The sequence below is a fragment of the Stenotrophomonas sp. NRRL B-14846 genome, assembly GCF_050473585.1.
Lineage (GTDB): Bacteria > Pseudomonadota > Gammaproteobacteria > Xanthomonadales > Xanthomonadaceae > Stenotrophomonas.
This window is the reverse complement of the sequence record NZ_JBFLUN010000023.1, coordinates 357,775-384,430: the sequence shown is the minus strand read 5'-3', so window position 1 is coordinate 384,430 and position 26,656 is coordinate 357,775. Positions and strand designations below refer to the sequence as shown.

The 26,656-nt window shown below is 67.8% G+C and carries 22 protein-coding genes and 1 pseudogene; 3 read left to right on the top strand and 20 right to left on the bottom strand.

All coding sequences use genetic code 11. The features are described 5' to 3' along the window. Positions 1-6: 6 nt before the first annotated feature. From AB1281_RS23530 to AB1281_RS23520, 3 genes are read right to left on the bottom strand one after another with little or no spacing between them, the layout of a single operon-like run. Entirely contained in the window at positions 7-738 is a 732-nt protein-coding gene (locus tag AB1281_RS23530; protein ID WP_430347192.1) for a LytR/AlgR family response regulator transcription factor, read from the bottom strand. Next, a complete protein-coding gene (locus AB1281_RS23525) occupies positions 735-1,784 on the bottom strand; it encodes a sensor histidine kinase (protein ID WP_430347191.1) in 1,050 nt (349 codons plus the stop codon). Before AB1281_RS23525 ends, AB1281_RS23530 begins: the two co-directional genes overlap by 4 nt. 36 nt (positions 1,785-1,820) lie before the next feature. Further along, positions 1,821-2,747: an alpha/beta fold hydrolase gene (locus AB1281_RS23520; RefSeq protein WP_430347190.1), complete on the bottom strand. Its 927-nt coding sequence runs from the start codon at positions 2,745-2,747 to the stop codon at positions 1,821-1,823. A 203-nt stretch (positions 2,748-2,950) separates the two neighbouring features. Here AB1281_RS23520 and metF point away from each other — a divergent pair, with 203 nt between their 5' ends. Beyond that, complete coding sequence (gene metF / locus AB1281_RS23515) at positions 2,951-3,778, top strand: methylenetetrahydrofolate reductase [NAD(P)H] (protein WP_075675359.1); 828 nt, start codon at positions 2,951-2,953, stop codon at positions 3,776-3,778. 40 nt (positions 3,779-3,818) lie between these two features. Further along, positions 3,819-4,403 carry a DUF4124 domain-containing protein gene (locus AB1281_RS23510; protein WP_430347189.1) on the top strand — a complete coding sequence of 195 codons (585 nt, stop codon included), beginning with the start codon at positions 3,819-3,821 and terminating at the stop codon, positions 4,401-4,403. Between the two features lie 84 nt (positions 4,404-4,487). Here the strand turns inward: AB1281_RS23510 and AB1281_RS23505 are convergent, their stop codons facing one another. The 3 genes from AB1281_RS23505 to AB1281_RS23495 all read right to left on the bottom strand — a co-directional run bounded on the left by AB1281_RS23505 (position 4,488) and on the right by AB1281_RS23495 (position 9,519). Beyond that, positions 4,488-5,441, bottom strand: coding sequence for a Nudix family hydrolase (locus tag AB1281_RS23505; protein ID WP_430347188.1), 954 nt, complete (start codon positions 5,439-5,441; stop codon positions 4,488-4,490). 113 nt (positions 5,442-5,554) lie between these two features. Then, complete coding sequence (gene secA / locus AB1281_RS23500; protein ID WP_430347187.1) at positions 5,555-8,287, bottom strand: preprotein translocase subunit SecA; 2,733 nt, start codon at positions 8,285-8,287, stop codon at positions 5,555-5,557. 275 nt (positions 8,288-8,562) lie between these two features. Then, complete coding sequence (locus tag AB1281_RS23495) at positions 8,563-9,519, bottom strand: M23 family metallopeptidase (RefSeq protein WP_049443148.1); 957 nt, start codon at positions 9,517-9,519, stop codon at positions 8,563-8,565. A gap of 12 nt (positions 9,520-9,531) precedes the next feature. Here AB1281_RS23495 and AB1281_RS23490 point away from each other — a divergent pair, with 12 nt between their 5' ends. Continuing rightward, positions 9,532-9,981 (top strand): DUF721 domain-containing protein, encoded by a 450-nt coding sequence (locus tag AB1281_RS23490; protein ID WP_014035989.1) that lies wholly within the window; start codon positions 9,532-9,534, stop codon positions 9,979-9,981. A 281-nt stretch (positions 9,982-10,262) separates the two neighbouring features. On the opposite strand, the gene lpxC is transcribed toward AB1281_RS23490, so the two are convergent. The 14 genes and pseudogenes from lpxC to rsmH form a co-directional block, all read right to left on the bottom strand. Next, the gene (gene lpxC / locus AB1281_RS23485; protein ID WP_008267619.1) at positions 10,263-11,174 is read right to left on the bottom strand and encodes a UDP-3-O-acyl-N-acetylglucosamine deacetylase; all 912 of its coding nucleotides are present in this window, start codon (positions 11,172-11,174) and stop codon (positions 10,263-10,265) included. Between the two features lie 205 nt (positions 11,175-11,379). Further along, a complete protein-coding gene (ftsZ, locus tag AB1281_RS23480; RefSeq protein ID WP_430347186.1) occupies positions 11,380-12,615 on the bottom strand; it encodes a cell division protein FtsZ in 1,236 nt (411 codons plus the stop codon). A gap of 170 nt (positions 12,616-12,785) precedes the next feature. Further along, complete coding sequence (ftsA, locus tag AB1281_RS23475) at positions 12,786-14,021, bottom strand: cell division protein FtsA (protein WP_005408083.1); 1,236 nt, start codon at positions 14,019-14,021, stop codon at positions 12,786-12,788. 68 nt (positions 14,022-14,089) lie between these two features. Continuing rightward, positions 14,090-14,767, bottom strand: a pseudogene (locus AB1281_RS23470) (cell division protein FtsQ/DivIB); the annotation flags it as partial. Then, entirely contained in the window at positions 14,764-15,726 is a 963-nt protein-coding gene (locus AB1281_RS23465) for a D-alanine--D-alanine ligase (protein ID WP_075675362.1), read from the bottom strand. The pseudogene AB1281_RS23470 and the gene AB1281_RS23465, both read right to left, overlap by 4 nt. Next, positions 15,723-17,159, bottom strand: coding sequence for a UDP-N-acetylmuramate--L-alanine ligase (murC, locus tag AB1281_RS23460; RefSeq protein WP_430347185.1), 1,437 nt, complete (start codon positions 17,157-17,159; stop codon positions 15,723-15,725). Before murC ends, AB1281_RS23465 begins: the two co-directional genes overlap by 4 nt. Positions 17,160-17,199: 40 nt before the next feature. Further along, on the bottom strand, positions 17,200-18,288 hold the full coding sequence (gene murG / locus AB1281_RS23455; RefSeq protein ID WP_430347184.1) for an undecaprenyldiphospho-muramoylpentapeptide beta-N-acetylglucosaminyltransferase: 1,089 nt from the start codon (positions 18,286-18,288) through the stop codon (positions 17,200-17,202). After that, positions 18,285-19,610, bottom strand: a complete 1,326-nt coding sequence (gene ftsW, locus AB1281_RS23450; RefSeq protein ID WP_075675364.1) for a putative lipid II flippase FtsW — start codon at positions 19,608-19,610, stop codon at positions 18,285-18,287. Before ftsW ends, murG begins: the two co-directional genes overlap by 4 nt. 1 nt (position 19,611) lies before the next feature. Beyond that, a complete protein-coding gene (gene mraY, locus AB1281_RS23445) occupies positions 19,612-20,697 on the bottom strand; it encodes a phospho-N-acetylmuramoyl-pentapeptide-transferase (protein WP_010481929.1) in 1,086 nt (361 codons plus the stop codon). Then, complete coding sequence (locus tag AB1281_RS23440; protein ID WP_075675365.1) at positions 20,687-22,081, bottom strand: UDP-N-acetylmuramoyl-tripeptide--D-alanyl-D-alanine ligase; 1,395 nt, start codon at positions 22,079-22,081, stop codon at positions 20,687-20,689. Before AB1281_RS23440 ends, mraY begins: the two co-directional genes overlap by 11 nt. Beyond that, the gene (locus AB1281_RS23435) at positions 22,078-23,586 is read right to left on the bottom strand and encodes a UDP-N-acetylmuramoyl-L-alanyl-D-glutamate--2,6-diaminopimelate ligase (RefSeq protein ID WP_197587084.1); all 1,509 of its coding nucleotides are present in this window, start codon (positions 23,584-23,586) and stop codon (positions 22,078-22,080) included. Before AB1281_RS23435 ends, AB1281_RS23440 begins: the two co-directional genes overlap by 4 nt. After that, positions 23,583-25,427, bottom strand: coding sequence for a peptidoglycan D,D-transpeptidase FtsI family protein (locus AB1281_RS23430; RefSeq protein WP_014035981.1), 1,845 nt, complete (start codon positions 25,425-25,427; stop codon positions 23,583-23,585). Before AB1281_RS23430 ends, AB1281_RS23435 begins: the two co-directional genes overlap by 4 nt. Beyond that, entirely contained in the window at positions 25,424-25,687 is a 264-nt protein-coding gene (gene ftsL, locus AB1281_RS23425; protein ID WP_014035980.1) for a cell division protein FtsL, read from the bottom strand. Before ftsL ends, AB1281_RS23430 begins: the two co-directional genes overlap by 4 nt. Beyond that, positions 25,684-26,652 carry a 16S rRNA (cytosine(1402)-N(4))-methyltransferase RsmH gene (gene rsmH, locus AB1281_RS23420; protein ID WP_075675368.1) on the bottom strand — a complete coding sequence of 323 codons (969 nt, stop codon included), beginning with the start codon at positions 26,650-26,652 and terminating at the stop codon, positions 25,684-25,686. Before rsmH ends, ftsL begins: the two co-directional genes overlap by 4 nt. Between the last annotated feature and the right edge of the window lie 4 nt (positions 26,653-26,656).

Here is a 26,656-nt window from a genome sequence, read left to right as displayed (position 1 = left end):
CGGCAGCTACAACGCCATCCGCTCGCGCAGTTCGCGCGCCTGCCGCCGCGACACTTCCACCTCGCTGCCGTCATCCAGCGCCAGGTCATAACCATCGCCGATGCTCGGCGTCACGCCACGGATGCGGCGCAGGTTGACCAGCGTGTTGCGGTTGGCACGGAAGAACAGTTCCGGGGGCAGGCGTGCCTCCAGCGCGCTCAGGCTGCGGGTCAGCAAGGCGTTCTGGTCGCGGAACCACAGCCGCGTGTAGTTGCCATCCACCACCAGCCGGCGGATCTCCGAGACCGCCACGAACCAGCAGCGTTCGCCCTCGCGCACGAACACCTGGTCCTGCGCGCCCAGCGTGCCGCGCGATTCCGGCACGTCGGCCGCCACCGCCTCGCGCTGCCGCGCCCGCTCGAGCGCTTCCAGCAGCCGCGGCGCTTCCACCGGCTTCACCAGATAATCCAGCGCATTGGCCTGGAACGCGCGCACCGCGTAGGTGTCGTAGGCGGTGACGAAGACCACGGCCGGCACCGTCTCGAGGCCGTCCAGCACGTCGAAACCGCTGCCGGAGGGCATCTGCACATCCAGCAGCACCAGGTCCGGGGCCAGTGTGGCGATCGCCTCGCGCGCGGCCGGCACATCGTCGGCCTCGCCCACGCACTGCACCCACGGCAGCGCCGACAACAGCGTGCGCAGCTCCTGCCGCGCCAGCCGCGCATCATCAACGATCAACACGCGCAGCACGCCATTCATTGCGGAATCTCCAGCAGGGCCTGCATGCGGTCGCCGACCGGCTGCAGGGTGAAACGACCTTGCGTACCGAGCTGTGCACGCAGGTAGGCCAGGCCGACGCCGTGCCCTTGGGTGGGCTCGCTGGCGCTGGCCAGTGGATTGTCCACCTGCAGGCGCAGCACGTCATTGTCCAGCGAGGCGCGGATCAGCACCTCGCCGCCGCCGGGGCGGCTGGCGATGCCGTGCTTGATCGCGTTCTCCACCAGCAACTGCAACGCCATCGCCGGCAGCTGTGCCTGTGTGGCATCGGCATCGATCTGCTGCCGCACCTGCAGGCGCTGTTCGAAATGGACCGCCTCGATGGCCAGGTAATCGTCGACCACCGCCAGTTCCTCGGCCAGCGTGACCTGCTCGCTGCGGTTGTGGGCCAGCGCCTGGCGCAGCGTGCGCGACAAGCGGGTGACCATGTCGCGCGCACGTTCCGGGTCTTCCAGGATCAGCGCACGCAGGTTGTTCAGCGCATTGAACATGAAGTGCGGGTTGAGCCGCGCACGCAGCGCATCGCGCTCCAGCGCGCTGCGTTCGGCCTCGGCGCGCAGCCGGGCCAGCTCACTGTGGCGCGCCCGCCGCAGGCCGTGCAGGCCCGCCCACAACCCGGTCCACATCAGCAGGAACAGCGCGGTGTTCATCCAGTACACCAGCACCGAAGACCACTGGTAATCGGCATGGCCACCAGGCAGCTGCACCCAGCCCAGCGCCAGTGCCGGCAGCAGCAGCGCCGCCGTTACCGCCTGCGCGACGCTGGCCCCGACCACCACGCCGGCGGCCAGTTTCAGCACCAGGCTGCCCAGGCTCCCCTCCCACCAGCGCTGGCGCAGTGCAACCGAACGCAACGCGCCGCTGCACAACCAGAGTGAGACCGCCACGCTGACGGTGATCAGCACGATGCCACTGAACACCACGCCGCCACCGATCCGCATTCCCACCCACAGCCCGTACATCGCATAGCCGGCCCATGCCAGTGCATTGAGCGTCCAGAAACGGCGGGAAGGCGTGGTGGCGTCCATGCGGGCTCTCGGTGGTGGCAGGAGGGCGGACAAGGGTCAGGGATGCGCGGCGAGGAAACGCTGCACCTGTTCCTGCAACCAGCGCGGATCATCCCACATCAGGAAGTGGAAACCCTGCGCGCTCATCGCGATCTGCACGCCCTGCAGTTTCGCGTACTGGGCCTGGAACACCGCCCGGGTGCCGTCCTCGGTGCCACCCATCGGCTGGTAGCCGGCCCAGCTGCCGAGCACCAGCGTCGGCGCGGTGATCGAAGCGATGCTGTTGCGCAGGTCGGTGGTCATCACCGCATGCATGGCATCGGCCGTGGTCTGGCGGTCGCTGCCTTCGCCCCAGCGGCCCAGTTCGGCCTGGCGCTGCGGATCGCGGGTCATGCCCGGCAGGCCCGCCTTCAACTGCGCCTGCCATTGCGCGGCGTCGGCGGCCAGCATGCCCTTGCGCAGCTGGTCGGCCACCGGCCGCACGCTGTCAGTGGTGGCCTTGGGGTCACGCGCAGCCGGCAGGAATGGCAGGGCGTCGACCACCACCAGCGCGCTGACCGCCTTCGGCTCGGCCTGCGCCATCTGCAGGCCCAGCAGGCCACCGAGGCTGTGGCCGACCACCACCACCGGGCCCAGGTGCTGGTCGTGCAGGTAGGCCAGCAGCTGCCCACGCATCGCCGGCAGGAAGTCGACCGGGCGCGGATCGGCCGCTGCCGCGCCGGCAAAGCCCGGCAGCTGCACGAGGTGGCACTGCACATCCTTCAGGGCCAGGCAGGTCTCGCGCCAGACCTCGGCGCTGCTGTTGAGGCCGGGGATCATCAGCAGCGGTCGGCCCTTGCCGACCACCTCGACCTGCACCCTGCCAGCGGTCGAGCCGGTGGCGGCATGCGCGGAACCGGAGCCGAGCACGGCCATCGCCATGCCGATCATCGCCAGCCGGGCCAGGGCCTTCATTGCGTACCAGAGTGCCAGGAAGATCTTCATCGTCTGCTCCTTCATCAGGTGGGTGGTGCCGGGATGGGATAAGCGTGCCGCCGGCCGCGGCATCCGGGTTGCGATTCCGGAGCAGCGGCCGGTCAGCAGGGCGAACGGTCGCGCACCACGGATGACCTGCCCTCACACCTCAATCGCACATCCATCTTGATGAAGCGATATACTGATCCGCACCCGCCGCCGCCGCCCGTGCCATGACTGCCATCAGCTTCGAGTTCTATCCGCCCAAGACCGACGAACAGCGCAGCCAGCTGGACCGCGCCGCGGCCAGGCTGAAGGACTACGGCCCCGAATACGTGTCCTGTACCTTCGGCGCCGGTGGCTCGACCCTGAGCTATACCTCCGAGACCGTGCGCCACCTCAACCAGCACCATGGCTTCGAGGCTGCACCGCACCTGTCCTGTGTCGGCGGCACCCGCCAGGAAATCCGCGAACTGCTCAAGCTGTACCGCGCCATCGGCTGCCATCGCCTGGTCGCGCTGCGCGGCGACCTGCCCTCCGGCATGGGGTTCCCCGGCGACATGCGCTACGCCGCCGAGCTGATCGACTTCATCCGCGCCGAACACGGCGACGCCTTCCGCATCGAAGTCGGTGCCTACCCGGAGACCCATCCACAGGCCTCCGATGCACTGGCCGACCTCAAGCACTTCAAGGCCAAGATCGATGCCGGCGCCGACGCGGCGATCACCCAGTATTTCTACAACCCGGATGCGTACTTCCACTTCGTCGATGCGGTGCGCCGGCTCGGCGTGCAGGTACCGATCACACCCGGCATCATGCCGATCGCCAACTTCAGCCAGCTGCGCCGCTTCTCCGAGCAGTGCGGTGCGGAAATCCCGCGCTGGATCAGCCGCAAGATGCAGGCCTATGGCGATGATGCCGAATCGGTGCGGGCGTTCGGTACCGAAGTGGTGGCCAAACTGTGCCAGCGCCTGATCGAGGGCGGCGCGCCGGGCCTGCACTTCTACACCTTGAACCTGGCCAAGCCGACCACCTCGGTGTTGAAGCTGCTGCACGGCTGAAAGCACGCCATGCCACCGCGATCGGCGCTACCCTGCGCCGATGAAACGGTTTTCCTTCCTGCTGTTGCTGCTGTCGTTGTGTTCGGCATCGAGCGTGGTCCATGCGCAGTCCCCACGCCTGAACCGCTGCACCGACGCGCAGGGACAGAGCGTGTATACCGACCGCCCCTGCGACAGCGTCGGCGCCCGATCGCGATTGCCACCGCCCGCGCCCACCGGCAGCACCCTGCCGCGCGACACCCTGGGTGCGCGCTGCCCACGGCGCCTGAGCGAGCTGGTGGAGGCACTGCGCACCGGCATCGTCAGCAACGATGTGAACCGGCTGTCCTCGCTGTACCTGTGGGGTGCGGTCTCCGATGCGGGCGCGCAGCGCATCCTCGGTCAACTCGAATCGCTGGCACGACGGCCGCTGGTGGACGTGGTGCCGGTGTATCCGTCACAGGGGCTGGCGTCCTCGCAGGAGGAGGGTCAGAGCCCTGCGGCGCAGGGATCCGACCCTGAGCCGCCAGCGGCACGGCATCCGGTCGGCCTGCGCCTGGAGCAGACCTTGCCCGGCAGCGTGTCGCGCGCTTCGACCGTGCTGGGGTTGCGGCGGCAATACGGGTGTTTCTGGATCACGCTGTGATCGGGAGGGGTCGGATCCCGGCCATGGGGTCAGAGCCCTGCTGCGCAGGGATCTGACCCCGCGCGCGACCCCGCGTGCGCGGCGTTACGCTGGCCACAACCCGCGAATCGCAGCGATGCCCTGCCCGCCATGCCGGCGCGCTTCGGCGATGTGGCCAGCGGCCATGCCGCCCAACGCGTAGATCGGCAGCGACACCTGCGCGCGCAGTGCGGCGAAGGCCTCCCAGCCCAGCGGCGCCGCTTCGGGATGGCTGGCCGTGGCCTGCACCGGGCCGAGCACCGCGAAGTCGCAGCCCAGCCGCTGCGCTGCCTGCAGCTGCTCCAGATCGTGGCAGGACGCGGCGACCAGCTGCCCTTCCGGCAAGGGCCGTTCCTGCAGGGCCAGCAATTGCTCGCTGCCCAGGTGCACGCCCACGCCCAGTGCGCGTGCCAACGCGATATCACGGTTCAGCAGCCACTGCACGCCGCGGCGATGCGCGCGCACGGCCTGTTCGATCATGGCCTGCCGCTGCGGATGTTCCGGCGGCAGGCGCAGCTGGATGCGCTGCTGGCCGGCCGCCACTGCCTGCTGCAGCCGGTCATGCCAGTGCTGCACGCCGCCGGCATCGTCGGCCGGCGCCGGCGTGATCAGGTAGCGGTCCGGTTGGCGCAGTGCGGCCACCACCGGCAGGTCGGCCGGCGGCATCGAATAGCGGCCCAACTTGTCCTGCGCCACCCAGGTGATCGCCTGGCCTTCGCGCCCGCGCGGTGTGCCCTTCCAGCTGCGCACGTGGCGCACTTCCAGGGTCAGGTGCTTGTCCGGATAGCGCTGCGGCACGTCCATCAGCCAGGGCCCGACATCGGCCTCGATGCCCAGCTCTTCGCGCAGTTCACGCACCAGCGCCTGTTCGGAGGTCTCGCCGGATTCGCGCTTGCCGCCGGGGAACTCCCACAGGCCGGCCATGTCGCGGTTCTCGGTACGGCGGTTGAGCAGCACGCGGCCACGGGCGTCGGTGATGACGGCGGCCACGACGTGGATCGATCGGGTGGGGGAAGGCATGGGGGAAGCATGCCCAGAACAGGGCGGGCCACGCAATCTCGGATCCGGCCGGATCAGCCCCGCGAAACAGCCGCCATGAAAGAAAAGCCCCGCTTGCGCGGGGCCTTTCGGGGTCAGCTCAGCTGGCCGTGGCAGTGCTTGTACTTCTTGCCACTGCCGCACGGGCACGGATCGTTGCGGCCGATCTTCGGCTCGTCGCGCTGCAGCGTGGCCACGCCCTGCTGGGCGGCTTCGACCTGCGCGGCTTCCTCGTCGGCGCTGTAGCCGCCCGCATCCTGGTGCTGGAACTGCGACTGGCTCAGGCGCGCCTGCACCTGCTGGCGCTCGGCCGCTTCCAGGGCCTGCACTTCCTCGTCGCTGCGGATACGCACGCGGGCCAGCAGGGTCACCACTTCGCGCTTGACGTTCTCCAGCATGTCCGAGAACAGCTCGAAGGCTTCCTTCTTGTATTCCTGCTTCGGCTGCTTCTGCGCGTAACCACGCAGGTAGATGCCCTGGCGCAGGTAATCCATGCGCGCCAGGTGCTCCTTCCAGCTCTGGTCCAGCACGGTCAGCATCACGTGCTTCTCCAGCGCGCGCATGGTCTCTTCGCCCAGGCCGGCTTCCTTCTCGGCGAAGTGCTGGTTGACGCGCTCCTGGACCTTGGTGGCGATGGCCTCGGCGTCCAGCTCTTCATGTTCCTTGACCAGGTCGGTCAGCGACATCTGCAGGCCGAAGTCCGACTCCAGGGTCGCTTCCAGGCCGCGCAGGTCCCACTGCTCGTCGATCGAGTTCGGCGGCACGAAGCGCGCAACGATGTCGAAGATCACGTCGTCGCGGATGCCATCGACATTCGCCTTCACCGACTCGGCATCCAGCAGCTCGTCGCGCTGGGCGTAGATCACCTTGCGCTGGTCGTTGTTGACGTCGTCGAAGTCCAGCAGGTTCTTGCGGATGTCGAAGTTGTGGGCCTCGACCTTGCGCTGCGCCTTCTCGATCTGGCGGCTGACCAGGCGGTCCTCGATGACGTCGTCTTCCTTCATGCCCATCATGCGCATGGCCTTCTGCACCCAGTCGGAGGCGAAGATGCGCATCAGGTTGTCTTCCAGCGACAGGTAGAAGCGGGACGAACCCGGGTCACCCTGGCGGCCCGAACGGCCACGCAGCTGGTTGTCGATACGGCGCGATTCATGGCGCTCGGTGCCGACGATGTGCAGGCCGCCCGCGGCCTTCACTGCATCGTGGCGCTTCTGCCATTCGGCCTTGACCGCCGCCTTCTGCTCGTCGGTCGCGTCCTCGCCCAGGGCGTGGATCTCGGCTTCCAGCGAGCCACCCAGCACGATGTCAGTACCACGGCCGGCCATGTTGGTGGCGATGGTCACCGCGGCCGGGCGGCCAGCGTTGGCGACGATGGTCGCTTCGCGGTCATGCTGCTTGGCGTTGAGCACTTCGTGCTTCACGCCGGCCTTGCTCAGGTGCTCGGACAGCATTTCCGAGGTTTCGATCGAGGTGGTACCCACCAGCACCGGCTGGCCGCGCTTGGCGCACTCTTCGATGTCGGCCAGCACCGCATTGAACTTGCCCTTGCGGTTGAGGAACACCTGGTCCGGGCTGTCCTTGCGGATGGTCGGGCGGTTGGTCGGGATCACCACCACTTCCAGGCCGTAGATGCTCTGGAACTCGAACGCTTCGGTATCGGCCGTACCGGTCATGCCGGACAGCTTCTTGTACATGCGGAACAGGTTCTGGAAGGTGATGCTCGCCAGCGTCTGGTTCTCGCGCTGGACCGGCACGCCTTCCTTCGCTTCCACCGCCTGGTGCAGGCCGTCGGACCAGCGGCGGCCGGCCAGGGTACGGCCGGTGAACTCGTCGACGATGACCACTTCGCCGTCGCGCACGATGTAGTCCACGTCACGCTGGTAGATCGCGTGCGCGCGCAGGGCGGCATTGAGGTGGTGGACCACGGTCAGGTTCTGCGCCGCGTACAGGCCTTCGGTCTCGCCGTCGAGGATGCCGGCGTCGACCAGCAACTGCTCGGCGTGCTCCATGCCCGCTTCGGACAGGTGCACCTGCTTGCCCTTCTCGTCCACCCAGAAATCGCCTTCGCCGTCTTCCGCTTCCTGCTTGACCAGGTGCGGCACGACGCGGTTGACGCGGATGTACAGCTCCGGGGAATCATCGGCCGGGCCGGAGATGATCAGCGGGGTACGCGCTTCGTCGATCAGGATGGAGTCGACTTCGTCGACGATGGCGTAGTGCAGGCCGCGCTGGTAGCGGTCGGCCTTGGACAGCGCCATGTTGTCGCGCAGGTAGTCGAAACCGAATTCGTTGTTGGTGCCGTAGGTGATGTCGGCCGCGTAGGCTTCGCGCTTGTCGCTGTGCGGCATGCCCGGGTACACCACGCCCACGCTCAGGCCCAGCCAGTTGTACAGCTTGCCCATCTGTGCGGCATCGCGGCGGGCCAGGTAGTCGTTCACGGTGACCACGTGCACGCCCTTGCCTTCCAGCGCGTTGAGGTACACCGGCAGGGTCGCCACCAGGGTCTTGCCTTCACCGGTGCGCATTTCTGCGATCTTGCCCAGGTGAAGCACCATGCCGCCGATCAGCTGCACGTCGTAGTGGCGCATGCCCAGCACGCGGCGACCGGCTTCGCGGCAGACCGCGAACGCTTCCGGCAGCACCTTGTCCAGGGCTTCACCATCGGCGATGCGCTGCTTGAACTCCGGCGTCTTGGCCTGAAGCTGCTCGTCGGAAAGCTTCTCGATCTCCGACTCCAGCGCATTGATCTTGGCGACGATGCGGTTGAGCTGGCGCAGCTGTCGTTCGTTACGACTGCCAAATACGCGGGTAAGCAGGCTGTTGATCATTGAAGGAACCGGGTTGGATGGACACGACGCCCGGCCTCCCCCTTGGGATCCGTCCGCCGCAAACGAAACAGGGCGCCTGGCGCCCTGTCGATGGCAACACCCATTGTAGCTTGGGACGGCCGCGAGGGGTTTCAACCCCGTGGGGTAGTGCCGGCCGCTGGCCGGCAACCTCGTTCGGGCCCCTCAAAGGAATTGCCGGCCAGCGGCCGGCACTACCAGATCAACCGCATCGGGTCAGAGCCCGTCCGCGGCGCGGAAGGGATCCGACCCGGGCATCAGCCGCGGCTGATCCGGCCGACCGGCGTATTGCCGCCGTCGCCGAGGAACTTGCGCGGGTTGACCACGTTGCCGTTTTCCCACACTTCGAAGTGCACGTGGGCACCGGTCGAACGCCCGGTGGAACCGGCCTTGGCCACTTCCTGGCCGGCACGGACCAGGTCACCGGCCTTCACCACCAGGCGCGAATTGTGCGCGTAGCGGGTGACGTAGCCGTTACCGTGGTCGACGTCCACCACGTTGCCGTAGCCGCCCTTCACGCCGGCGAAGCTGACCACGCCTTCGGCGACGGCCATCACCGGGTCACCGACCTTGGCGTGGAAGTCCATGCCCTTGTGGGTGGCGGCACCGCGGCCGAACGGGTCGGCACGGGTGCCGAAGCCGGAGGTCACGTAGCTGTTGCGGATCGGCATGCGCGATGGCACGGCGTTCTGCTGCAGCTGGTGGTCGAACATCAGCGATTCCATCACCGACAACTGGCGGCCTGAAGCAGCGAAGCGCTGCTCCAGCACCTGTAAGTCGGCGTTGACGTCCTTGACCGGGATGTCGCTGGTCGGGCCGCCGGCGTCGCCGTCACCGAGACCGGGGGTCTCGTTGAAGTCGAACTCGCCGTCTTCCAGCTTGCCCATCTGGGTCAGCCGTTCGCCAAGGGCGTTGAGGCGGGTGGCCTGGGCCTGCAGCTCGCCGAGACGGGCGGCCAGCGCGTTGACCTGGGTCTGCGCATCGCGCTTGACCTTGGCCAGCTCCGCGTCCTGGCGATCGACCTTGGCCTGCAGGCGCGAATCATTCAGCGCACTGGCGCCAATGCCGCCGGCAAGGCCGATAATGCAGCCTACCCCGAGCACGCTGCCCAGCAGGGCGCGGGGGCGGTCCTCGAAATAGAACCGCAAACGCGCGATCGGCGACGCCTTGGCCTGTCCTTCACGCGTTTTGATTACGATCTTTTTGAATGCCATCAGTGAGTTTTCATGTCTGAGCCGAAATCCAGCGTTCGCCCCGCGTCAGTGCCGAAACCGGCGCTGGATGCGGTGATGGCGGACAAAAGCGGGAACCCGCTACGGCGTGCCTTGTGGCTCGACGCGCTGGACCGTCAGTTGCGCCCCCAGTTGCCGCCACCTCTGCGCAGCCGTTGCCGGCTGGCCAATGTGGACGGGGAACACCTCGTTTTTCTCGTCGAGTCCCCGGTCTGGCATGCCAAGTTGCGGCTTGCCGAAGCCCAGTTGCTCGACGCGGCCCGTTCCATCGGGCTGAAGGCCACCAGGGTGACCATCAAGACTGCGTCCACCACTCCCTCACGCTCCCCAGCGATCGACAACCGGAATGGCCCCCACGCAGTTTCAGCCGCCACGCACAAAGGGCTACGCGACGCCTTGGCTTGCCTGCAGGACATTCCCTCGAAGCCGAAGAAACGGTCCTGACGACAACGGAGCATCCGGCTCCGCTCCCCGTCGCGCGTGTCACCACGGCGTGAAACATTTCGGGGGCCGGGTCGCATCCTAGCTGCCATCCGGGGGCCTGTCGTTAGATTGGAGTTAAAAGTTCGTTAAATTCAGGCTTCCGATCCAACAGGTTCACAAAACCGTGACCTTGAACCGGCCTTGACGCGTCTCAAGCACGCTGAATGCGTCGCCGGCGCCGGAAACAACAACGCCGCCCTGGAAGGCGGCGTTTTTATTTTTAAATTCAACAACCTACAGGATCAGGCGTAGGCCGGGGTGGCGTATTCCACCGGATCCGGGGTGGCCGGCGAGTCGAAGCTGACCCATTCCCAGGCGCTGGCGTCGGCCATCAGGGCCCGCACCAGCTTGTTGTTGAGCGCGTGGCCGGACTTGAAGCCCTCGTAGGCGCCCAGCACCTGGCCACCGGCCAGGTAGAGGTCGCCGATGGCGTCAAGGATCTTGTGGCGCACGAATTCGTCGGCGTAGCGCAGGCCGTCTTCGTTGAGCACGCGGAACTCGTCCAGCACGATGGCGTTGTCCATCGAACCGCCCAGGCCCAGGTTGCGCTCGCGCATGTATTCCAGGTCGCGCATGAAACCGAAGGTACGCGCGCGGGAGATTTCCTTGGTGTAGGCCAGCGTCGAGAACTCGATCTCCTGGCGCGACTGCTTGGCCGGGATCATCGGGTGGTCGAACTGGATGGTGAAGCCCAGCTTGTAGCCCTCGTACGGGGTGAAGCGGGCCACCTTGTCGCCCTCGGTCACTTCCACGGTCTTCAGCACGCGGATGAAGCGCTTGGGCGCATCCTGTTCCACGATGCCTGCCGACTGCAGCAGGAACACGAACGGGCCAGCCGAACCGTCCATGATCGGCAGCTCGGCCGAGGACAGTTCAACGATGATGTTGTCCACACCCAGGCCGGCCAGCGCCGACATCAGGTGTTCGACGGTCTGGATCTTGGCGTCGTTGCAGGTCAGGCCGGTGCACAGGGTCACTTCGGTGACCAGCTCGGCCTTGGCCGGCACTTCCACGACCGGGTCCAGGTCCACGCGGCGGAACACGATGCCATGGTTGACCGGTGCCGGGCGCAGGGTCATGTAGACCTTGTCACCGCTGTGCAGGCCAACGCCGGTGGCGCGGATCGTGTTCTTGAGGGTGCGTTGCTGGATCATGGGGGATGGACCGGAAGTGACACATTAGATTAACACGCGCACTCCCCTACCCTGGCTGAAACGCCAGTTGCAGCCACCGGTAGGACGCACCGGCACGCCGCTGGGAAGCGCGTGAAGCAGGGCGGCCGGGCCCATCCTGGCCCGGCGCCCGCGTTTTCAGGACATGGTGGCGCAACCCGGGGAGGACAACCCCGGGCCGCCCCGCTTAGTCCGCCTGGCGGCGCAGGAAGGCCGGGATGTCCAGGTAATCGTTCGGCAGTTCCGCCGCCGCCGGGGCCGAAGCGGCCGGGGTCGACGGTGCGGAGGCCGCCGCGGTATCGCTGCTGGCACGACGCAGGCCCAGGCCCATGCCACCCACGGCCTTGGACACGGCATCGCCGCCGTTGTCGAACTCGCCGAACTCCGGCTGGCCGGTGGTGGCGTTGCGGACCAGCTTGATCGGCGCACGCTCGCCCGGACGCTGGGTCTTGCTGGCCGAGACGCGGTTCAGGCCCGTGGCCACCACGGTCACGCGCACTTCGTCCTGCATGTCCGGGTCCAGCACGGTGCCGACCACCACGGTGGCGTCTTCGGAAGCGAAGCCATCGATGGTGCGGCCGATCTCGTCGAACTCGGCCATGGTGAAGTCGGCACCGGCGGTGATGTTGACCAGGATGCCGTTGGCGCCGGCCAGGTTCACATCGTCCAGCAGCGGGTTCTGGATCGCCGATTCGGCAGCGGCCTGGGCGCGGTCATCGCCACGGGCGGTGCCGGTACCCATCATCGCCAGGCCCATTTCGGACATGACGGTGCGCACGTCGGCGAAGTCGACGTTGATCAGGCCCGGACGCACGATCAGGTCAGCGATGCCCTGCACTGCACCCTGCAGCACGTCGTTGGCAGCGCGGAAGGCCTGGATCATGGTCGCGTTGCGACCCAGCACGGTGATCAGCTTCTCGTTCGGGATGGTGATCAGCGAGTCGCAGTGCTGGCTCAGTTCCTCGATGCCCTTCAGCGCCACCTGCATGCGGCGACGGCCTTCGAACGGGAACGGCTTGGTGACCACGGCCACGGTCAGGATGCCCATTTCCTTGGCCAGCTGTGCCACCACCGGCGCAGCGCCGGTGCCGGTGCCGCCGCCCATGCCGGCGGTGATGAACACCATGTCGGCGCCCTGCAGCGCGTCCATGATGCGCTCACGGTCTTCCAGCGCGGCCTGGCGGCCGACTTCCGGGTTCGCGCCTGCGCCCAGGCCCTTGGTCACGTTGGTACCCAGCTGCAGCTGCAGCTTGGCGCCACAATTCTTGATGGCCTGCGAGTCGGTGTTGGCGGTGATGAATTCCACGCCGTCCACCGCCGAGTTGACCATGTGCGCCACGGCATTGCCGCCGCCGCCGCCCACGCCAACCACCTTGATCACCGCATTGGGTGCCATCTTTTCGATCAGTTCAAAATGCGCCATGTCCGTGTCCTCGTTGTATCCGCTTTGGCTGGCATGGGCATTCGGGCGTCCTGCCGTCCTGCTGCATGCCGACGTTGCGGCTGTGTGGGTTGTGTGTTGCCGGTATTGCGTTGTGATGCGGGTACTGCGGGTGTTGCGCCCGGGCGAGGCCCGGGTTTACGGGGTCCGCGTCAGAACTCGCCGCGGAACCAGGTCTTGAGTTTCTTGAACATGCTTCCCGCGCGTCCGGTCGGCAGCGACGGCCGCCGCGGGTGCTCGATCTGGCTGCCCATCAGCAGCAGGCCCACGCCGGTGGCGTGCACCGGGTTGCCGACCACTTCGCCCAGGCCGGTGACGTGCTGCGGGATACCCACGCGCACCGGCATCTGCAGCATTTCCTCGGCCAGTTCGACCACGCCTTCCATCTTCGACGCGCCACCGGTCAGCACCATGCCGGCGCGCACCAGTTCCTCGAAGCCGGAGCGGCGCAGTTCGGCCTGCACCATCTCGAAGATTTCCTCGTAACGACCCTGCACCGCCTGCGCCAGCGAATGGCGCGGCATGCGGCGCGGCGGGCGGTCGCCCACCGACGGCACCTGGATGCTCTCCTCGGCCGTGGCCAGCTGGGCCAGGGCGCAGGCATAGCGCACCTTGATCTGCTCGGCTTCCGGGGTCGGCGTGCGCAGCATGTGCGCGATGTCGTTGGTCACGTGGTCGCCGGCGATCGGCAGCGAGGCGGTGTGGCAGATCGCGCCCTGCACGAACACGGCGATGTCGGTGGTGCCGGCGCCCATGTCGACCAGCACCACGCCCAGTTCGCGCTCGTCGGCGGTCAGCACCGCCACGCTGGAGGCCAGCGAGGACAGCACCAGGTCGTCCACCTGCAGGCCGCAGCGCTGCACGCACTTGCTGATGTTGGCCGCGGCCGACTGCGCGCACACCACCAGGTGCGCATGCACTTCCAGGCGAACGCCGGTCATGCCGACCGGGTTGCGGATGCCTTCCTGCGAATCGTCCAGCACGTACTCGCGCGGGATCGCGTGCAGGATCTTCTGGTCGGCCGGGATCGCCACCGCCTTGGCCGCGTCGAGCACGCGATCCAGGTCGCCCCAGGTCACTTCACCGTCGCGGATCGGCACGATGCCCGGCGAGTTCTTGCACTGCACGTGGTTGCCGGAGATCGAGGCGTACACCGAGCGGATCTCGCAGCCGGCCATCAGCTCGGCTTCTTCCACCGCGCGCTGGATCGACTGCACGGTCGATTCGATGTCCACCACCACGCCACGCTTCAGCCCGCGCGATTCGTGCGAGCCGATGCCGATCACTTCGATCGGGTTGCCCGGCGAATACTCGCCCACCAGCGCCACCACCTTGGAGGTGCCGATGTCCAAGCCAACGATCAGCGATTTGTCACCCTTGCGATTCATGTCCTTTCCTGCGTGCTTCTGGCCGGGGTCGCCGGCGTTTTCGCCGGCGTGGCCGGGGTACCCCAGCTCAGCGTGAAACCATTGGTGTAACGGAGGTCGGCGCGCTCGATCGGCGCGTCCTGACGATTGAGCTGCGGCAGTACCTTGACGAAGCGCTGCATGCGCGAGCGCGCGTCGTCACGGCCGACCACCACTTCGGTGCCGTTGCTCAGCACCAGCGACCAGCTGCCGCGTGCATCCATCGTCACCCGGCGCACATCGACGCCGGCCGGTGCGAACAATGCACGCGAGTCGCTGTACAGCTTCATCACTTCTTCGGTCTGGCTGTCCGGGCCATCCAGTTCGGGCAATGCCAGGTCGGACAGTTTCTTCGGCGTGGGGAACAGCTTGCCCTGCTCGGACACCAGGCGGTCGGTGCCCCAGCGTGCGAACGGCTTGTGCTCGACCAGGGTCACTTCCAGCACATCCGGCCACTGCTTGCGGACCTGTGCGCTTTCCACCCACGGCAGCTTTTCCAGGGCGTCCTGCGCATCCTGCAGCTTGACCGCGAAGAAACCGGCGCGCGCATAAGGCAGCAGCACCTGCTGCAGCTGTTCGGCCGGCACCCGCTTGAACTCACCATGCACGCGCAGCTTCGCCAGCGGCCAGCGCTCGGCGCCGACCCAGCCATTGACCACGGCCACCACCGGCAGTGCAACCACCGACAGCGCCAACAGCCAGACGAAGATGCGCAGCACCGCGTTCATGCGTGCGAGGCCTCCAGGGTCTGTTCCAGCACGCGCCACACCAGTTCCTCGAAACCGATGCCGGCCTGGCGGGCCGCCTTGGGCACCAGTGAATGGCTGGTCATGCCCGGCGCGGTGTTCACTTCCAGCAGGAAGAAACGGCCGCTGGCACGATCACGCATCACGTCCACGCGGCCCCAGCCACGGCAGCCAGCAGCACGGAACGCGGCCAGCGCGATGCGGCGGATCTCTTCTTCGTCGTCACCGTCCAGGCCCGGGCACAGGTACTGGGTGTCCTCGGCGATGTACTTGGCGTTGTAGTCGTACCACTGGCCCTTGGGCACGATGCGGATCGACGGCAGTGCGACGTCGCCGAGGATGGCCACGGTCAGTTCGTCGCCGACCACCATCTGCTCCATCAGCAGCTGGCCGTCGTAGCGCGCGGCCAGGGCCACTGCTTCATCCAGGCCGGCGTCATCGGTGACCCGGCTGATGCCCACGCTGGAGCCTTCGTTGGCCGGCTTCACCACCACCGGCAGGCCGAGTTCGGCGGCATTGGCGTGCACGTCCTCGGCAGTGACCTTGCGGTACTGCGGGGTCGGCAGGCCCAGCGACAACCACACCTGCTTGGTGCGGATCTTGTCCATGCTCAGCGCCGAGCCCAGCACGTTCGAGCCGGTGTACGGCACGCCGAAGGCGTCCATCAGGCCCTGCACGATGCCGTCCTCACCGCCACCGTTGTGGCCGTGCAGGATGTTGAACACGCGGTCGATGCCACCGGCGGCGAGCGCCGTGGCCAGTGCCGGAATGCCATCCACCGCGAACGCATCGACGCCACGCGACTGCAGGGCTTCGAGCACGTTGCGGCCCGAGTCCAGCGACACCTCGCGTTCGCTGGAACTGCCGCCCAGCAGCACGGCGACGCGGCCGAACCCGGCCGGGTCGGTCACGCGCAGCGGCGGGAAGGTCAGCGTGCTCACGCCTGGCCCTCCCCCTTGAAACCGTCCACCGCGATATGGGTGGCCACCGCACCGATGTCGCCGGCGCCCATCATCAGCAGCAGGTCACCGTCCTGCAGCACGTCCGGCAGCACGCTGGCCAGCTCGGCGGCCTTGCCCACCACCACCGGCTCGCTGCGGCCGCGCGCACGGATGGCACGGGCCAGCGCGTGCGAGTCGGCGCCGGCAATCGGTTCTTCACCGGCCGGGTAGACCTCGCTCAGCACCAGCGCATCGACGCTGGACAGCACTGCGGCGAACTTGTCGAACTGGTCGCGGGTACGGCTGTAGCGGTGCGGCTGGAAGGCCACCACCAGGCGCTTGTCGGCCCAGCCACCACGGGCGGCGGCGAACACCGCCTCCAGCTCGCTCGGGTGATGGCCATAGTCGTCGATGATGCGGACCTTGGCACCGCTGGCGGTGGTCACCTCGCCCAGATCGTTGAAGCGACGGCCGACACCGGCGAAGCCTTCCAGCGCGCGTGCGATCGCGTCCGGTGCCACGCCCAGCTGCCAGCCCACCGCAGCGGCGGCCAGCGCGTTGAGTACGTTGTGCTTGCCCGGCAGCGCCAGCACCACTTCCTGGCTGGTGCCCTGCGGCAGGCGCAGGGTGAAGCGCATGCGCGAACCTTCCTGCACCACGTTCTCGGCGCGCACGTCGGCCTGCGGGCTCATGCCGTAGCTCATCACGTGGCGCGGGGTCTTGGCAGCCAGTGCCGCCACTTCCGGATCGTCGATGCACAGCACCGCCAGGCCGTAGAACGGCAGGCGCTGCAGGAATTCGGCGAACGCCGCCTGCACGCGGGCGAAGTCGTTGCCGTAGTTCTCCAGATGATCCGCATCAATGTTGGTGATGATCGACATCAGCGGATTCAGGCGCAGGAAGCTGCCATCGCTTTCATCGGCCTCGGCCACCAGCCACTGCCCGCCACCCAGCTTGGCGTTGGCACCGGCGGCCAGCAGCTGGCCACCGATCACGAACGTCGGGTCCAGGCCACCTTCGCTCAGCACCGCAGCGGTCAGGCTGGTGGTGGTGGTCTTGCCATGGGTACCGGCCACGGCGATGCCGCGGCGGAAGCGCATCAGCTCGGCCAGCATCGCCGCACGCGGCATGATCGGAATGCGCTGGCTGCGCGCTTCCATCAGTTCCGGGTTGTCTTCGCGGATGGCACTGGAGACCACCACGCAGTCGGTGCCCAGCACGTTGGCCGCGGAGTGGCCACGCATGATGCGCGCACCCAGGCTGGCCAGGCGGCGGGTCGCCACGTTGTCGGCGTTGTCCGAGCCGGACACTTCATAGCCCAGCGTCAGCATCACTTCGGCGATACCGCTCATGCCGGTGCCGCCGATGCCGACGAAATGCACGCGCGGGAACGCGCGCACCAGGTCGTTGGTGTCGTGCAGGCGACGGATCATGCGCGGCCTCGCGCAGGGCAGGCGCGGTGGCATGCCTTCTTCATACAGCTTCCTCGAGAATGATATCGGCGATGCGCTCGGCGGCATCGACCTTGGCCAGGGCACGCGCGGCTTGCGCCATCTGCATGCGGCGGGCGGGATTTTCGGACAGATCGCGCAGCAGTGCGGCAATGCCGTCGGCCAGCGTTCCGTCCTGCTTCAGCAAAACCGCCGCGCCGCGCTCGACCAGGTACTCCGCATTGCGGGTCTGGTGATCGTCGACGGCGGCGGGGAATGGCACCAGCACGCTGCCGACACCGACCGCGCACAGCTCGGCCAGCGTGGATGCGCCGGAGCGGCATACGACCAGGTCGGCCCAGGCAAAGGCTTCGGCCATGTCGGCGATGAACGGGGTGATTTCAGCCTGCACGCCGGCCTTGGCGTAAGCCTCGACCGCTTCGGCATGCATCTTCTCGCCGCTCTGGTGGCGCACCTGCACCGGCACGCCGGCCCCCAGCGCGGCAATCGCCTGCGGCACGCCGGTATTGAGGGCACGCGCGCCCTGGCTGCCACCGACCACCAGCACGCGCAGCGGGCCCTGGCGGCCGGCGAAGCGCTGTTCCGGCGGTGCGATGGCAGCGATTTCCGCACGCACCGGGTTGCCGACGAATTCCTCGCGCTGGGCGAAGGTGCCCGGGAAACCGCTCAGCAGGCGGCGCGCATAGCGCGACAGGATGCGGTTGGTCAGGCCCGGTGCACGGTTCTGCTCATGCACGATCAGCGGCAGGCCATGCAGGCGCGTGGCCATGCCACCGGGGCCGGAGGCGAAGCCACCGAAGGCGACCACCGCGCGCGGCTGGCGCTGGCGGATGATCAGCCCGGCCGCGCGCAGCGCGCGCATCAGCCGCCACGGCGCCGCCAGCAGGGCCAGCTTGCCCTTGCCGCGCAGGCCGGTGATGGCCAGCGTGTCGATGGCGATGTCGTGCTGCGGCACCAGGCGGGTTTCCATCGCACCGTCGGCGCCCATCCAGGTCACCGGCACGCCGCGCTCGCGCAGCACGCGGGCCACGGCCAGGCCGGGGAAGATGTGGCCGCCGGTACCACCAGCCAGGATCATCACCGGACGCCCACTCTCGGTGGCTGCACTCATGACAGCCTCCCGAAGGTGGGTTCGATGCGCGACTGCAGGCGGCTGGTGCCACGTGCGGCGTTCGCCGCAGCGGACGCGGATGCGACCGGCTCGGCACTCATCGGCACGCTGGCGGCCACCGGTGCGGTGGGCTCGTCCATCGGCTCGGCAGCGGCGTCTTCGGCGCCACCGATGCGCACGGCCTGGCGGCGCTCGGCGCGCTTGAGTTCATACGACACGCGCAGCAGCAGGCCCATCGCCACGCAGGTCATCAGCACCGACGAACCGCCGGAGGAGATCAGCGGCAGGGTCAGGCCCTTGGTCGGCAGGATGCCCAGGTTCACGCCGATCGAAACGAAGGTCTGCATGCTGATCCACAGGCCGATGCCGAAGGCGATGTAGCCGGAGAAGTGGCGCTTCATTTCCACGCAGCGCATGCCCAGCCAGAAGGTGCGGCCAACCAGCAGTGCGTACAGCGCCACGATCACGCAGGTACCCAGGAAGCCGAATTCCTCGGCGGTGACCGAGAAGATGAAGTCGGTGTGCGCTTCGGGCAGGTAGTAGAGCTTCTGCACGGAATTGCCCAGGCCGACGCCGGTCCATTCGCCACGGCCGACCGCCATAAGCGCGTTGGACAGCTGGTAGCCGTCACCCTGCTGGTCGGCCCACGGGTCCAGGAAGGAGGTGATGCGGCGCATGCGGTACGGCTCGATGATCGCCAGCGCGCTCATCCCGACCAGGCCGATGATCACCGGCATCGACATGCGCGGCATGTTCACCCCGCCCAGCACCAGCATGCCGGCGGTGATCGCCAGCAGCAGGGTCGAGGAACCGAAGTCCGGCTGCAGCAGCAGCAGCACCACCAGCGCACCGGCCACGCCCAGCGGCTTGAGCATCGCCGGCCAGGTCGCATTGACCTCGTCGCGGAAGCGCACCAGGTAGCTGGACAGCCAGACGATGTACAGCACCTTCACCGCCTCGACCGTCTGGAACTTGGAGATGCCCAGGTTGATCCAGCGGCGCGCACCGTTGACCGTGCTGCCCAGGCCTGGCGTGAACACCGCCAGCAGCAGCACGAAGCAGCCCAGCAGCAGCATCTGGTTGTACTGCTCGATCGACTTCAGCTCGGTGCGGGCGGCAATGACCGCCAGCACGATGCCCACCGCCAGGAAGATCAGGTGGCGATTGAGGTAGTAGAACGGGCTGCTCATCAGTGCGATCGAGCTGGACGCCACCATCACCACGCCGACACCGGTGAGCGCGATGATCGCGCCCAGCAGCCACTTGTCGTAGCTGCCTTCGATGGCTTCAAGGCGTGTTGCCTGGCGGGACAGGTCGTTCATCTCAGCGCACCTTCAACGTGGCCAGGCCGATCAGCACGAGCACGACGGAGATGATCCAGAAGCGCACGATCACGCGCGGCTCCGGCCAGCCCTTCAGTTCGAAATGGTGGTGGATCGGCGCCATGCGGAACACGCGCTTGCCGGTCAGCTTGAACGAAGCGACCTGGATCATCACCGACAGCGTTTCGATGACGAACACGCCGCCCATGATCACCAGCACCAGCTCCTGGCGGGTGATCACCGCGATCGTGCCCAGCACCGCGCCGAGCGCCAGCGCGCCGATGTCGCCCATGAAGACCATGGCCGGATAGGTGTTGAACCACAGGAAGCCCAGGCCCGCACCGGCGATGGCCGCGCAGATGATGACCAGCTCGCCGGCGCCCGGGATCTGCGGGATCTGCAGGTAGTTGGCGAACACCACGTTGCCCGAGGCATAGGCGAACACACCCAGCGCGCAGGCCACCAGCACGGTCGGCATGATCGCCAGGCCGTCCAGGCCGTCGGTCAGGTTCACCGCGTTGGAGAAGCCGACGATCCAGAAGTAGGCGATGGCCACGAAGCCGATGCCGGCCAGCGGCAAGGCGATCGACTTGAACATCGGGATGTAGAAGGTCAGCGCTGCCGGCACGTCGGCCGTGTAGAACAGGAACAGGCCCGCGGCCAGGCCGAAGATCGACTGCAGCAGGTACTTCCAGCGCGACTTCAGGCCGTTCGGATCACGGCGGACGATCTTGATCCAGTCGTCATACCAGCCGATGGCGCCGAAGCACAGCATCACCGCCAGCACCAGCCACACGTAGCGGTTGCGCAGGTCGGCCCACATCAGCACCGACAGGGTGATGGTGAGCAGGATCAGCGAACCGCCCATGGTCGGCGTGCCGGCCTTGGAGAAATGGGTCTGCGGACCGTCCTTGCGGATCGGCTGGCCGCCCTTGAACTGGGCAAGCTTGCGGATCATCGCCGGGCCGAGCCACAGCGACAGGAACAGGGCCGTCAGCGCGGCAAGGATGGCGCGGAACGTCTGGTAGTTGAACAGCCCGAACAGGCTCTCCAACTGCTGCAACCATCGAGCCAGTTCATACAACATGCGGGGATTCCTCTCCTTGCGCCAGCAGCGCTTTGACAATCGTGTCCATGGCGCTGCCACGGGACCCCTTGACCAGGCAGCGCACGCCGGCGTGCAGCTCGTCCTTCAGCGCCTGCGACAGCGCGTCATGGGTAGCGAAATGACGGCCGCCGTCGCCGAAGGTGGCAGCAGCAGCGGCGCTGAGCGGACCCAGCGCATACAGGCGCTTCAGGCCAGCAGCGCGTGCGCGCAGGCCGGCCTGCGCATGCAGCGCCTCGGCATCCGGGCCCAGCTCACGCATGTCGCCCAGCACCAGCCAGCCCTCTTCCGGCGCGGCGGCCAGGGCATCGATGGCGGCTGCCAGCGAGCCCGGGTTGGCGTTGTAGCTGTCGTCGACCAGCACCGCGCCGTTGCGCAGCTGATGGGCGATCTGGCGACCCGGCACCGGCTGCGCTTCGGCCAGGCCAGTGGCAATCAGCGCCAGATCGATACCGGCGGCCAGCGCCAGGCTGGCAGCAGCCAGCGCGTTGCTGACGTTGTGGCGACCCGGCAGGCCCAGCACCACGCGGGCTTCGCCGGTCGGTGCGACCAGGGTGAACTGGCTGCCCTGCGCACCGGCGCGGATGTCGCGCGCAGTCACGTCCGCCGAGTGTTCCAGGCCATAACGCAGCACGCGGCAGCGCGCCGGGGTGCTGATGAAATGCTGTTCGAACCAGCGGCCATAGGCATCGTCGGCATTGATCACCGCCACGCCATCGGCCGGCAGCGCGGCATAGATCGCGCCCTTGGTCACCGCCACGCCGAGCAGGCTGCCCATCCGCTCCAGGTGGGCGGGGGCGATGTTGTTGACCAGCGCATAGCGCGGGCGGGCGATGTCGGTCAGGTAGGCGATGTCACCCGGCTTGCCGGCGCCCATCTCGTAGACGGCGTAGTCGGCATCTTCCGGGGCATCGATCACCGCCAGCGGCAGGCCGATCTCGTTGTTGCGGTTGCCCGGGTTGGCGTAGACCACCTTGTGCGCGTGCTGGGCCACCTGCTGCAGGATCGACAGCAGCAGGCTCTTCACGCTGGTCTTGCCGTTGCTGCCGGTGATCGCGAACACCTCGGTCTCGCGGTCGCGCTGCATGCCGGTGGCGATCTTCGCCAGCGCCAGTTCGCTGTCGGCCACCAGCACCTGCGGCAGTTCGATCGGCAGCAGGCGCTCGACCAGCAGCGCACTGGCACCGCGCGCCTGCGCGTCGGCAGCGAAGTCATGGCCATCGAAACGCTCGCCACGCAGCGCCACATACAGGCTGCCCGGACCCAGGTTGCGGGTGTCATTGCTGACCGCATCGATGGCCACGTCGTCGCCATGGATCTCGCCGCCGGCCCAGTGTGCGATCAGCGAAAGCAGGGTGCGCTTCATGCGATGCCCTCCCCGGCCTGCGCGGCCAACACGCCAGCCTTGGCAGCCAACGCCGCCGCCGCCACTTCGGTGTCGTCGAAGTCATGGCGCACGCCATTCACTTCCTGGTACGGCTCGTGACCCTTGCCGGCGATCAGGATGATGTCGCCGGCACCGGCACGCTTCACCGCCAGGCCGATCGCGCGCGCGCGGCTGCGCTGCACGGTCACGGCATCGGCATTCTGGAAGCCGGCCAGGATGTCGGCGACGATCACGTCGCCATCTTCGCCACGCGGGTTGTCGTCGGTGACGATGACCTGGTTGGCCAGGCGCTCGGCGATCGCCGCCATCTGCGGGCGCTTGCCGGTATCGCGCTCGCCACCGCAGCCGAACACGCAGAACAGCGCACCGTGCAGGTGGCCATGCAGGCTGTCCAGCGCCTGTTCCAGCGCGTCCGGGGTATGCGCGTAGTCGACCACCACGGTCGGCAGGCCGTCTTCGCCGCCCAGGCGGTTCATGCGGCCACGGATCGGCTGCAGCGCCGACAGCACGTCGGCGATGCGCGGCAGCGGCTGGCCCTGCGCGTGCAGGGTGCCGGCCACGGCCAGCAGGTTGTCCACGTTGAAGCGGCCCAGCAGCGGCGACTGCACCGCCGCACGCTGGCCGTCGATGACCAGTTCGAAGGCGATGCCACGGCCGTCCAGCTGCAGCGCCTCGGCGCGCACGCTGGCGTCGCTGGCACCGCGCGAGCTCAGGCCGATCGGCTGCACGCCGGCCGGCAGGCCAGCGAACAGCTGGCGACCGAAGGCGTCGTCAAGATTGATCACCGCGGCCTTCAGGCCCGGGCGATGGAACAGCCGCGCCTTGGCCGCGCCGTAGCTGGCCATGTCGCCGTGGTAGTCCAGATGGTCGCGGGTGAGGTTGGTGAACACCGCCACGTCGTAGTGCACGGCATCCACGCGGCCCTGGTCCAGCGCATGCGAGCTGACTTCCATTGCCACCGCGCGTGCGCCGGCGTCGCGCAGCTGCGCCAGCAGCGCATGCATCTGCAGCACCAGCGGCGTGGTGAAGCCGGTCGGTTCGACCGCGCCATAAAGTCCGGCGCCCAACGTGCCGATACTGCCACTGGGCGTTCCGAGCAGGTGCCAGGCCTGGGCCAGCAGCTGCACGGTGGAGGTCTTGCCGTTGGTGCCGGTCACGCCCACCATCGCCATCGCCCGCGACGGTGCGCCATGGAACTGGTCGGCCATCGCACCCATGCGTGCGCGCAGGCCCGGCACGGCGATCGCATCGCCCGGTGCCGGCAGCTCGGCGGGTGCCGGCGGTTCGAACAGGATGGCGCTGGCACCGGCGGCTCGGGCCTGCTCGACAAAGCCCAGGCCATGCGCGCCGAAACCGGCGATGGCGACGAAGGCATTGCCGGGGCGCACGGCACGGCTGTCCAGCACCAGGCCGGTCAGAACGGGGTCGTGCCCTGCCAGGGCCACGTCCGGAAGCAACTGCGAAAGCAACATCGAAGGACTCATTGCGTGCCTCCCGTAGCGGGCGGCGTCTGGGCTTGCGCGCTCGGCAGCGCAGCATCGAATTCAGCGGCGGCATCGACCGGCAGCGCGGCTTCGGCCGGCGGCGCCGGCAGGATCGACGCCGAATGGCCGACCTTGCCCGACTGCTGTGCGGCCAGCCACGACTGCAGGTCATCCAGCGGCACGTCCATCAGGCGCAGGGTGCCTTCCATCACGTTGTGGTAGACCGGCGCCGACACCAGGCCGCCGTAGAACTTGCCGGCCTGCGGGTCGTTGATGACGATGACGGTGGCGAAACGCGGGTTGGTGGCCGGCACCACGCCAGCAAACAGCGCGTTGTAATGGCCGCGCTCATAACCGCCCGGGCCGGCCTTGCGCGCGGTGCCGGTCTTGCCGGCCACGCGGTAACCCAGCACCGCCGCCTGCTTGGCGCCGCCCTGGGTGACCACCGTTTCCATCATCGCCACCACCTGCCGGGCAACGTTCTCGTCGATGATCTGCTGGCCTTCGTTGCGCTGGCCCTTGACGAAGGTCGGCGCGATCAGGCGGCCGCCGTTGGCCAGCGCCGAGTACGCGGTGGCGATCTGCAGCGGCGTGACCGACAGGCCGTAGCCGTAGGACATGGTGGTCTTGGTGGTGCCCGACCAGCGCGCCGGGCGCATCACCACACCGGCCGATTCACCCGGGAAACCGCTGTGCGGCGCCGAGCCATAGCCGAAGCGGCGCACGCCGTCATAGAAGGTCTGGTCCGGCATCTTCGCCGCGACCTTGGCTGCACCCACGTTCGAGCTGCGGGTGATCACGCCGGTCACGTTCAGCACACCGTTGTTGCGCGGCACGTCGCGGATGGTGAAGCGGCCCAGGGTCATGTAGCCCGGGTTGGTGTCGATGATGGTGTCCTTGGTCACCGCACCGGCCTGCAGCGCGGTGGCGATGGTCAGCGGCTTCATCGTCGAGCCCGGCTCGACCAGGTCGGTCACCGCGCGGTTGCGGCGCGTATCGGGGATCGCGCCGGTCAGCGAATTCGGGTTGTAGGTCGGCAGGTTGACCATGGCCAGGATCTCGCCAGTGGTCACGTCCATGATCACCATCGAACCGCCGGCCGCCTTGTTGGCCACCAGCGCGTTGCGCAGTTCCTTGAAGGCCAGGTACTGGATGCGGCGGTCAATGCTGAGGGTCAGGTCCTTGCCCGGCTCGGCGGCGCGCAGCAGATCGCTCTCGACCGTCTCGCCCTTGCGGTTGCGGATCACCCGCTTGGCGCCGGCCTTGCCGCGCAGCCATTCGTCGAACGCCAGTTCCAGGCCTTCCTGGCCGCGGTCGTCGATGTTGGTGAAGCCCAGCACGTGCGCCATCGCCTCACCCTGCGGGTAGAAGCGGCGGAACTCGCGCTGCGCGGCCACACCCGGGATCTTCAGCGCAACCACCTTCTCTGCCTCGTCCGGATTGATCCGGCGGCGCAGGTACATGAATTCCTTGTCCGACTTCTGCGACAGGCGGCTGCTCAGCTCATCCACCGACATGCCGACCGCCTGGGCCAGCTCCGGGATGCGCTCGGGCGAACGCAGCAGGTCCTGCGGGTTGACCCAGATCGAGGCAACCGGCGTGGACACCGCCAGCGGTTCGCCGTTGCGGTCGGTGATCATGCCGCGCGAGGTCTTGATCGGCAGCTCGCGCAGGTAACGGGCCTCGCCCTGGCGCTGGTAGAAATCGCTATTGATGATCTGCACGTAGGCCGCACGCCCCACCAGCGACACCGAGCACAGGCCAAGCGCCAGCGCGACCCAGCGCAGGCGCTGGCGCAGGTTGAAGGCGTTGCGCGGGCGGTTGCGGCCGGTCTTGCTCATGGGCGCACCACGACGATGTCACCGGCCTCAGGGAACTTCATGCCCAGCTTCTCGCGGGCAATGCGGTCCACGCGGTTGGCTTCGGCCAGGGTCGCCTGCTCCAGCTGCAGGCGGCCGAATTCGAGGTTGATGTCATCGCGCGTGCGCTCGGCACGCGACAGTTCGATGAACGTCTGCCGATGACGGTGACGCACGAACACGACGCCGATCGCCGAGGCCACGGTGCAGGCCAGCAGGATGATCAGCAGCAGCCGGCTCATGCATCGGCCTCCCGTTTCTGTGCCACGCGCAGCACGGCGCTGCGGGCACGCGGATTGGCGGCCAGCTCCTCGTCGGTGGCCTTGATGGCGCCCCCGATCAGGTCCAGCGTCGGCACGAACGCAACGGCCTCGGGCAGGCGGCGGTTGGCCGGCGGCGCCTTGGCCAGGCGGTTCATGTACTGCTTGACGATGCGGTCTTCCAGCGAGTGGAAGCTGATCACCGCCAGCCGGCCACCGGGCTTGAGCCGTTCCACCGCCGCATCGAGACCGGCTTCCAGATCGGCCAGCTCGCGGTTGATATGGATGCGGATGGCCTGGAAGCTGCGCGTGGCCGGGTGGATCTTGTCCTTGCCGCGCGGCATCACCGAGGCAATCAGCTCGGCCAGTTCGGCGGTACGCGTGAACGGCTGCTTCTCGCGGCGGGCCACGATGGCGCGGGCGATGCGCCGGCTCTGGCGCTCTTCGCCATAGGTCCACAGCACGTCGGCAATCTCGCGGTCTTCGACGCGGTTGATCCACTGCGCGGCGCTTTCACCGCTGTCCGGATCCATGCGCATGTCCAGCGGGCCGTCCTTGCCGAAGCTGAAGCCACGTTCGGCCACATCCAGCTGCGGCGACGACACGCCCAGGTCGAACAGCACGCCGTCCAGGCCTTCGGCCGTCGCATCCCACTGCAGCAGCTGGGCGAAGCTGCCACGGAAGATGGACACGCGCGGGTCCGGCGCGAAATCGCGCTCGGCAACGGCGATGGCTTCCGGATCCTTGTCCATGACCAGCAGGCGCCCCTCGGGACCGAGCTGGGTAAGCACGCCACGTGCATGACCGCCACGACCGAACGTGCCATCCAGATAACGTCCGTTTTCGATCACCCTCAGGCCTTCAAGGACCTGGGTGTACAGGACCGGCAGGTGCACCGCCGGCGACTGCGACACCGGAAGGTGACCGGCCTGCGCTTCTGGGCGCATCCGG